General features: G+C 70.6%; 9 protein-coding genes, 1 tRNA gene and 1 pseudogene. 7 read left to right on the plus strand and 4 right to left on the minus strand.

From position 1 onward, the window contains the following. Positions 1–9: 9 nt before the first annotated feature. The 5 genes from VFO68_RS01995 to rdgB are packed head-to-tail and all read left to right on the plus strand — an operon-like array spanning position 10 to position 3,689. Positions 10–672, plus strand: a complete 663-nt coding sequence (locus VFO68_RS01995; RefSeq protein WP_325156381.1) for a rhomboid family intramembrane serine protease — start codon at positions 10–12, stop codon at positions 670–672. Beyond that, positions 669–1,481, plus strand: a complete 813-nt coding sequence (gene murI, locus VFO68_RS02000; protein ID WP_325156382.1) for a glutamate racemase — start codon at positions 669–671, stop codon at positions 1,479–1,481. The genes VFO68_RS01995 and murI overlap by 4 nt, the downstream gene beginning before the upstream one ends. A gap of 49 nt (positions 1,482–1,530) precedes the next feature. Then, complete coding sequence (locus VFO68_RS02005; RefSeq protein WP_325156383.1) at positions 1,531–2,301, plus strand: MBL fold metallo-hydrolase; 771 nt, start codon at positions 1,531–1,533, stop codon at positions 2,299–2,301. 21 nt (positions 2,302–2,322) lie between these two features. Next, positions 2,323–3,087 carry a ribonuclease PH gene (gene rph / locus VFO68_RS02010; RefSeq protein WP_325156384.1) on the plus strand — a complete coding sequence of 255 codons (765 nt, stop codon included), beginning with the start codon at positions 2,323–2,325 and terminating at the stop codon, positions 3,085–3,087. Beyond that, positions 3,084–3,689, plus strand: a complete 606-nt coding sequence (gene rdgB, locus VFO68_RS02015; protein ID WP_325156385.1) for an RdgB/HAM1 family non-canonical purine NTP pyrophosphatase — start codon at positions 3,084–3,086, stop codon at positions 3,687–3,689. Before rph ends, rdgB begins: the two co-directional genes overlap by 4 nt. A 10-nt stretch (positions 3,690–3,699) precedes the next feature. On the opposite strand, the gene VFO68_RS02020 is transcribed toward rdgB, so the two are convergent. The 4 genes from VFO68_RS02020 to VFO68_RS02035 form a co-directional block, all read right to left on the minus strand. Beyond that, a complete protein-coding gene (locus tag VFO68_RS02020) occupies positions 3,700–4,584 on the minus strand; it encodes a hypothetical protein (RefSeq protein WP_325156386.1) in 885 nt (294 codons plus the stop codon). Between the two features lie 140 nt (positions 4,585–4,724). Beyond that, positions 4,725–5,198 (minus strand): thioredoxin-dependent thiol peroxidase, encoded by a 474-nt coding sequence (bcp, locus tag VFO68_RS02025; RefSeq protein ID WP_325156387.1) that lies wholly within the window; start codon positions 5,196–5,198, stop codon positions 4,725–4,727. Positions 5,199–5,231: 33 nt separating this feature from the next. Further along, positions 5,232–5,735, minus strand: a complete 504-nt coding sequence (locus tag VFO68_RS02030; protein ID WP_325156388.1) for a hypothetical protein — start codon at positions 5,733–5,735, stop codon at positions 5,232–5,234. Between the two features lie 143 nt (positions 5,736–5,878). Next, positions 5,879–6,052: a hypothetical protein gene (locus tag VFO68_RS02035; protein WP_325156389.1), complete on the minus strand. Its 174-nt coding sequence runs from the start codon at positions 6,050–6,052 to the stop codon at positions 5,879–5,881. Between the two features lie 89 nt (positions 6,053–6,141). Between VFO68_RS02035 and VFO68_RS02040 the strand changes: the two genes are divergently transcribed. Both VFO68_RS02040 and VFO68_RS02045 read left to right on the plus strand, forming a co-directional pair. Beyond that, a tRNA-Leu gene (locus tag VFO68_RS02040) sits at positions 6,142–6,215 on the plus strand. Between the two features lie 175 nt (positions 6,216–6,390). Continuing rightward, positions 6,391–6,984, plus strand: a pseudogene (locus tag VFO68_RS02045) (site-specific integrase); the annotation flags it as partial.

Here is a 6,984-nt window from a genome sequence, read left to right on the forward strand (position 1 = left end):
CTCGGTTGCGTGGAAACACTGCCTGTCAAGCCCGTGACCAGCGACCGCCGTGCGGTCAACCGGATCCTGCCGCCCAACCCGCGGCAGGCGGCGGTCGTGGTCGCCGCGTTCACCGTGCTGCTCTATCTCGTCGAGCTGATCGACGTGGTGCTGCCGGTCGACCTCGACCAGTTCGGCGTCGTGCCGCGGACGGTCTCCGGGCTGGACGGCATCCTGTGGTCCCCGTTGCTGCACCACGGCTGGGGGCACCTGCTGGCCAACACGCTGCCGGTGCTGATCTTCGGGTTCCTCGCGATGGCCGGTGGTCTCGGCCAGTGGGTCGCGGTCACGCTGACGATCTGGCTGGGCAGCGGCGCGGGCGTCTGGCTCGCCGGCGGCTCCGGCGTGACGGTCGGCGCCTCCGGGCTCGCCTTCGGCTGGCTGGCGTTCCTCCTGGTGCGCGGGATCTTCACGCGCAGCATGGCGCAGCTCGCCATCGCGGTGGTGCTGTTCCTGTACTGGGGCAGCATGTTGCTCGGCGTGCTGCCCGGACACCCGGGAATCTCCTGGCAGGGCCACCTGTTCGGGGCGGTGTTCGGCGTGCTGGCCGCCTGGCTGGTGGCGCGGTCCAACCGCCGGGCCGCCGCCCCGGCACCGGTTCCGGCGGCGCAGCCCGGAGATCTGGCCGGGTGAGCGCCGCGCGGGACGCTCCGATCGGGATCTTCGACTCCGGTGTCGGCGGACTCACCGTGGCCCGGGCCATCGCCGATCAGCTACCCGGCGAACGGCTGCGCTATGTGGGCGACACCGCGGGCGGTCCGTACGGGCCGCTGCCGATCGCGACGGTGCGCGGGCTCGCGCTGGACATCGCCGACGATCTGGTGGCCAGCGGCGTCAAACTGCTTGTGATCGCGTGCAACACGGCCTCGGCCGCATGCCTGCGCGATGCCCGCGAGCGTTACGACATTCCGGTGATCGAGGTGGTGGTTCCGGCGGTGCGGCGCGCCGTCGCGGCCACCCGCAACCGCCGGGTGGGTGTGATCGGCACCACCGGCACCATCCGGTCCGGCGCCTACACCGACGCTTTCGCCGCCGCACCGGACATTGCGGTGAGCACCGCGGCCTGCCCGCGGTTCGTCGACTTCGTCGAGCGCGGCATCACCTCGGGCCGCCAGGTGCTCGGGCTCGCCCAGGGTTACCTCGAGCCGTTGCAGCAGGCCGATGTGGACACCGTGGTCCTCGGCTGCACGCACTACCCGCTGCTGTCCGGCGTGCTACAGATTGTCATGGGGGAGGGGGTAACCCTCGTCTCCAGTGCCGAGGAGACCGCGAAAGCCGTGGTGCGCGTGCTGATCGAGGACGACCTGCTGGCCGAGCCCGGAGTGGACGGCCAGGTCGGACACGAGCTTCTGGCCACCGGTCCGACCGAGCCGTTCCTTCGGCTCGCCCGGCGCTTCCTCGGCCCGATCACACCTGTCGCCGTGTCCGCGCTTCACACTTGAGGCGCGGACCCGATCCCGTTGGCGGCTCTCGTATGTAAGGCTGTGCCCCGTGTTGCTGACCGTGCTCGGCTGTTCCGGAAGCGCCCCCGGACCCAACGCCGCCACCTCCGGTTACCTGCTCGAGGCCGATGGTTTCGCACTAGGGCTCGATCTCGGCACCGGCACACTTGCCGTGCTGCAGGCGCTGCGCGACCCGTTCGACCTCGACGCGCTGCTGTTCTCGCACCTGCATCCGGATCACTGTGCGGATTTCACCGGGCTGACCGTGCTGCGCCGTTATCACCCGGCGCCCACCCGGGATCCGCGGGCAAACCGGTTACCCGTCTACGGGCCCGGTGAGACGGAGCGGCGGCTCGTCGCCTCGCACAGCCCGGACGCGGCGACCGAGGCGGAAACCGACCTGTCCGATGTATACGAGTTCCACAAGATCACGACCGAGACTGTCCACATCGGACCGTTCGAGGTCACCGCGTTGCTCGCCGCGCATCCGTGCGAGGCGTACAGCTTCCGGATCTCCGGTGGCGGGCGCACGCTGATGTTCACCGGCGACACCGGAATCTTCGACGGCCTGGCCGACCTCGCCGCCGGGGCCGACGTGCTGCTGTCCGAGGCGTCCTGGACCCATGCCGCGGGCCGCCCGGTGAACCTGCACCTGTCCGGCACCGACGCGGGAACGGTGGCGCGCCGTGCGGCGGTCGGCCGGCTGCTCGTCACCCACGTGCCGCCGTGGACCGACGCCGCCGCGGTGCTCGCCGAGGCCCGGTCGGCCTACCAGGGCGAGACCGTGCTCGTCCGGCAGGGCCAGAGCTACCCGATCTGAGCAGCGGAATAGGGTGGCCGGGTGGCTCGAAGCGATGGCAGGGAAGACGACCAGCTCAGGGACATCCGGATCACCCGGGGCTTCCAGGACTGGCCGGCCGGCTCGGTGCTGGTGGAGTTCGGCCGCACCCGGGTGCTGTGCGCGGCCAGCGTGACCGAGGGCGTGCCGCGCTGGCGGGCCGGCTCCGGTCTGGGCTGGGTCACCGCCGAGTACGCGATGCTGCCCTCGGCGACCAACACCCGCACCGACCGGGAGTCCGTGCGCGGCAAGATCGGCGGCCGCACCCACGAGATCAGCCGGCTGGTCGGGCGCTCGCTGCGGGCCTGCATCGACCTCAGGTCCCTCGGCGAGAACACCATCGTCATCGACTGTGACGTGATCCAGGCCGACGGCGGCACCCGCACCGCGGCGATCACCGGCGGTTACGTCGCCCTGGCCGACGCGGTCACCTGGCTGGGCGCGGGCGGGCGGCTGGCCGACCCGCAGCCGCTGGCCTGCGCGGTCGCCGCGGTCAGCGTCGGGGTGGTCGACGGCCGGGTCCGGCTCGACCTGCCCTACGAGGAGGACGCCCGGGCCGAGGTGGACATGAACGTGGTGGCCACCGACGCCGGCACGATCGTCGAGGTCCAGGGCACCGGCGAGGGCGCCACGTTCACCCGCTCGACGCTGGACCGGATGCTGGACCTGGCGCTGGCCGGCTGTGTCGAGATCAACCGCCGGCAGACCGACGCGCTGGCCAAGCCCTATCCGGGTGAGCTGCCCCGGCCCAAGGCGGGCCGGTCTTGACCCGGGTGCTGCTGGCCAGCCGCAACGCCAAGAAGCTGGACGAGTTGCGCCGCATCCTGCTCGCCGAGCACGTCTCCGGGGTCGAGGTGGTCGGCCTGGACGCCGTGCCGGCCTTCCCCGAGGCGCCGGAGACCGGCGCCACGTTCGAGGAGAACGCCGTCGCCAAGGCGCGCGACGCCGCGGCCGCCACCGGGCTGCCCGCGATCGCCGACGACTCGGGCATCGCCGTCGACGCCCTGAACGGCATGCCCGGCGTGCTGTCGGCACGCTGGTCCGGCCGGCACGGCGACGACCTGGCCAACCTGGAACTGGTGCTGGCCCAGCTCACCGACGTGCCCGACGAGCGGCGGGGCGCCGCGTTCGTGTGCGCGGCGGCATTGGCCACCCCGTCCGGGCGGGAAACCGTGGTACGCGGTGAATGGCGCGGCACTCTGGTCAGAACTCCCCGGGGTGCCAACGGGTTCGGCTACGACCCCATCTTCGTGCCGGACGGGGCGAGCCGGACCTCCGCCGAGCTGGAGCCGGCCGAGAAGGATGCGCTCTCGCACCGTGGCATCGCCCTGCGGCAACTGGTGACGCACCTGCGCGCGCTGGCCGGCTGACGGCGCGCGCTCAGAATGCCGCCGCGAGCGCCTGAGTCGCCGCGGTGACCGCGTTCGCCGCGGCCCTCCAGGCCACCCGGCGCGGATGCTCGGTGAGCACCACCACGACGTAGCGCCAGTCCGCGCCGACCAGACCGCTGGTGTGCAGCGAGATGTCCCGGGCGCTGTTGGACCAGCCCTGCTTGATCGCCCATTGCTGCCCGGGCAGCCCGGCGGGGATGCCGAAGTGCTGGTCGAACCCATCGGCGGCGACCCGAGGCGCCCCGGCCAGGGCGCCGACGATCAGCGTGCGGTCCGGCTCCGGCAGCGTGGTCAGCACGTGGTCGTAGACGCGCACCACGTCCCGGGCGGTGAGCAGCACGTCGCCCCACTGTCCGGGATCGGCCGGCGGGTGGGTGCCGGTCAGGCCCAGCGCGTTGCTGGTGCGCCGCACGAGTTCGGGCCCGCCTGCGCGGCTCCACAGGTCGCTGGCGATGCCGTCGTTGCTGACCCGCAGCATGGTGCTGATCCGGTCGCGTAATCGGTCGTCCGCGCCGTGGGACAGGACATCGATCGCGATCAACAGCTTGACCAGCGAGGCCGCGCGGAACTGCCGGTCCGGTTCGATGGCGAGCAGTTCGGCACGCGTGGTCCGGTCGAGCACGACGGCGCCGAGCGTCGTGGCCGGCTCGATCGCCCGGGCCGCCCCGATCACCGGCCCGGGGTCGATCGTGCGCTGCGCGGGCGCCGGAGCCGGCATCGGCTGGGGCAGCCGGGGCTCCGGGATGTCCGGCGGCACCGACAGGACGGCGACCGGGGCGGTTCCGGTCTTCTGCGGCTGCGTGGCACAGCCGGTGAGAACGGCGGCGAGTCCGGCGAGCAGCAGCCGGGTGGTGGGTCCAGGCTTGGTTCGCATGCCTGGAGAACGCCCTGGCCGGCAGCCAGGTTGACGTGCTTCCCCGGCAACCTTCCGCACGTCCAGGCGTTACGCCCGGCGGGCCCATTCGGTTGTCCCAGGCCCGAATTACACAGCGAACCGACAGCTTTGCCCGGGCGCTATACCGAAATGTCCTTGCGCAGCTTGGCGACGTGCCCGGTGGCGCGCACGTTGTACATCGCCTTGGCGATCTTGCCATCCGGGTCGACCACGAACGTCGAGCGGATCACGCCGGTGATCGTCCGGCCGTAGCTCTGCTTCTCGCCGAAGGCGCCCCACTCGGCGAGCACCGCGCGGTTCTCGTCGGACAGCAGTGGGAAGTTGAGCCGCTCGTCGGCGGCGAACCTGGCGAGCTTGGCCGGCTTGTCCGGGGAGATGCCGAGGACGTCGAACCCGGCGTCGTTCAGCTCGGCCAGGTTGTCCCGGAAGTCGCAGGCCTGCTTGGTGCACCCGGGGGTGCCCGCGGCGGGGTAGAAGTACACGACGACGGTGCGGCCCCGGTAGTCGGACAGCGAGACCTGCTTGCCGGTGCTGTCCGGCAGGCTGAAGTCGGGCGCGGGATCTCCTTCGGACAACCGCTTCTGCTCACTCATGGCGCCGACGCTAGCGGGTGCGCACCGACCGGGTTACACGGTGCCCTGGAAGACGGTCAACTGGCTGCCGGCCAGCGCGTCGGGCTGGACGAGCAGCTGGAACTGGGAACGCTCGGTCGGCAGGGCGAAAGCCACCGCGAGGCGCACCTGTTGGCCGGGCGGGACCTCCTCGGTGGCCGAGACGAAACCGGTGTAGCCCTGCGTCGAGTCGATCACCTGGACGGCGGTAGCCCCGTCGCAGGTAGCCGTTACTGACAGTTGCGCTGGCCGGAAGACCGAGGTGCCCTCGTTGTCGATCACCATGTCGAACGCGACGGCCCGGGCGGCCGGCGGGGACGCGGCGTCGGTGGGGGTGAAGACCTTGGGCGGCGAGACGGTCACCGACAGGCCGTTTTCCGTGATCAGGCGGGGAGCGTTGGATGACGTCTGGGACAGCGGCTGCAACGGAACCTCCGCCGCGCCGGAGACCGGCCCGGCCCCGCAGGCCGCCAGGAGCGACAGCGCACCGAGGGCGGCCGCGAGCCTGGCTCTGTTCACGTGGATGGCTACTTTCCGACGAAGGAGTGCTTCCCCCACCTTGACCGCCTACCGGCCATTAAGGTGCCAAAGTTGACCCGTTGAGTCGCACCTGTAGCCAACCTGTGACCGTTGGGCCACGTGCGGTGATCGATCACTCGCCCTCAGGCGGCAACCGCGAAGAAGACGACGAACACGGCGGCGGTCAGCAACCACCCCGCCAGCAACCAGGCAAAATCCCGCAGCGGGGAGATCGTCCGGTTATCCTCTCCCGGCACGTAGACCCCGCGCGTCTCGAACCGGTCCACCAACCGGTCCAACATCCGCCGAGGTCCCATACCCCCTCCTAGCCCGACCACCCACCCGGCCACAATGATGACACAGCACCCCGGGGCCCACCCCCCGCTACGCTGCCACCCAACCCACAGGGGCCGTAGCCCAACAGGCAGAGGCACTGGATTTAGGTTCCAGCCAGTAGGGGTTCGACTCCCCTCGGCCCCACTAGCATCTACCAGCACAAACGCAATACGTGTTCCGATCCAAGTTGATCGGTGTCCATGACCCTGTCCACGAGTACAACTGCGTACATGGCCACTGACTCCGAGGCGAGACGGATGGGCAGCGTCCGGCAGCGGGGAGCGCACTCCAGGTCCGCCTGTTCGCCGGCCGAGACCCCGTGACCGGCCGAGACCGCTACCTCACCGCCTCGATCAAGGGCACCAACAAGGCCGCCCACAAGAAGGCCGAAGACAAACTCACCGAGTTCCGCGCCCAAGTCCTCAAACAACGCAACACCGAGTCATCCGTTCCGTTCGGCCACGCGGTCAACGAATGGTTACGCACCAGCGAAATCGAGGACAGCACCCGCGCCAGCTACGTCAACTACATCGAGCGCTACATCCGTCCCGCGCTCGGCAAGGTCCCCGCCCGCAAGATCGACGCCCACGCTTTGGAGGCCTTCTACACCGAGCTTCGTCGCTGCCGCACCCGCTGCGACGGCAAGCCGTTCGTCGAGCAGCACGCCACCGATGACCCCCACGACTGCGCGGCCAACGACTGCACCCCCCACCTTTGCAAACCCCTGGCAGCCTCCACAGTCCACCAAATTCACTCGATCATCAGCGGCATCATGTCCGTCGCCGAACGTTGGAACTGGATCTACTCAAACCCGGCCAGAGTCGCCCGCCGCCCCCGCCCCAAACCCCCCGAGCCCGATCCCCCCACCCCCGCCGAAGCCGCCAAACTCGCCGAAGAAGCCTTCCGCATGGAC

The sequence above is a fragment of the Actinophytocola sp. genome (genome assembly GCF_035712165.1).
GTDB lineage: Bacteria > Actinomycetota > Actinomycetes > Mycobacteriales > Pseudonocardiaceae > DASYTH01.

Coding starts and splice junctions, on each gene's coding strand:
- VFO68_RS02020 (WP_325156386.1), bottom strand. CDS start 4,584: ATGCGAACCAAGCCTGGACCCACCACCCGGCTGCTGCTCGCCGGACTC.
- bcp (WP_325156387.1), bottom strand. CDS start 5,198: ATGAGTGAGCAGAAGCGGTTGTCCGAAGGAGATCCCGCGCCCGACTTC.
- VFO68_RS02035 (WP_325156389.1), bottom strand. CDS start 6,052: ATGGGACCTCGGCGGATGTTGGACCGGTTGGTGGACCGGTTCGAGACG.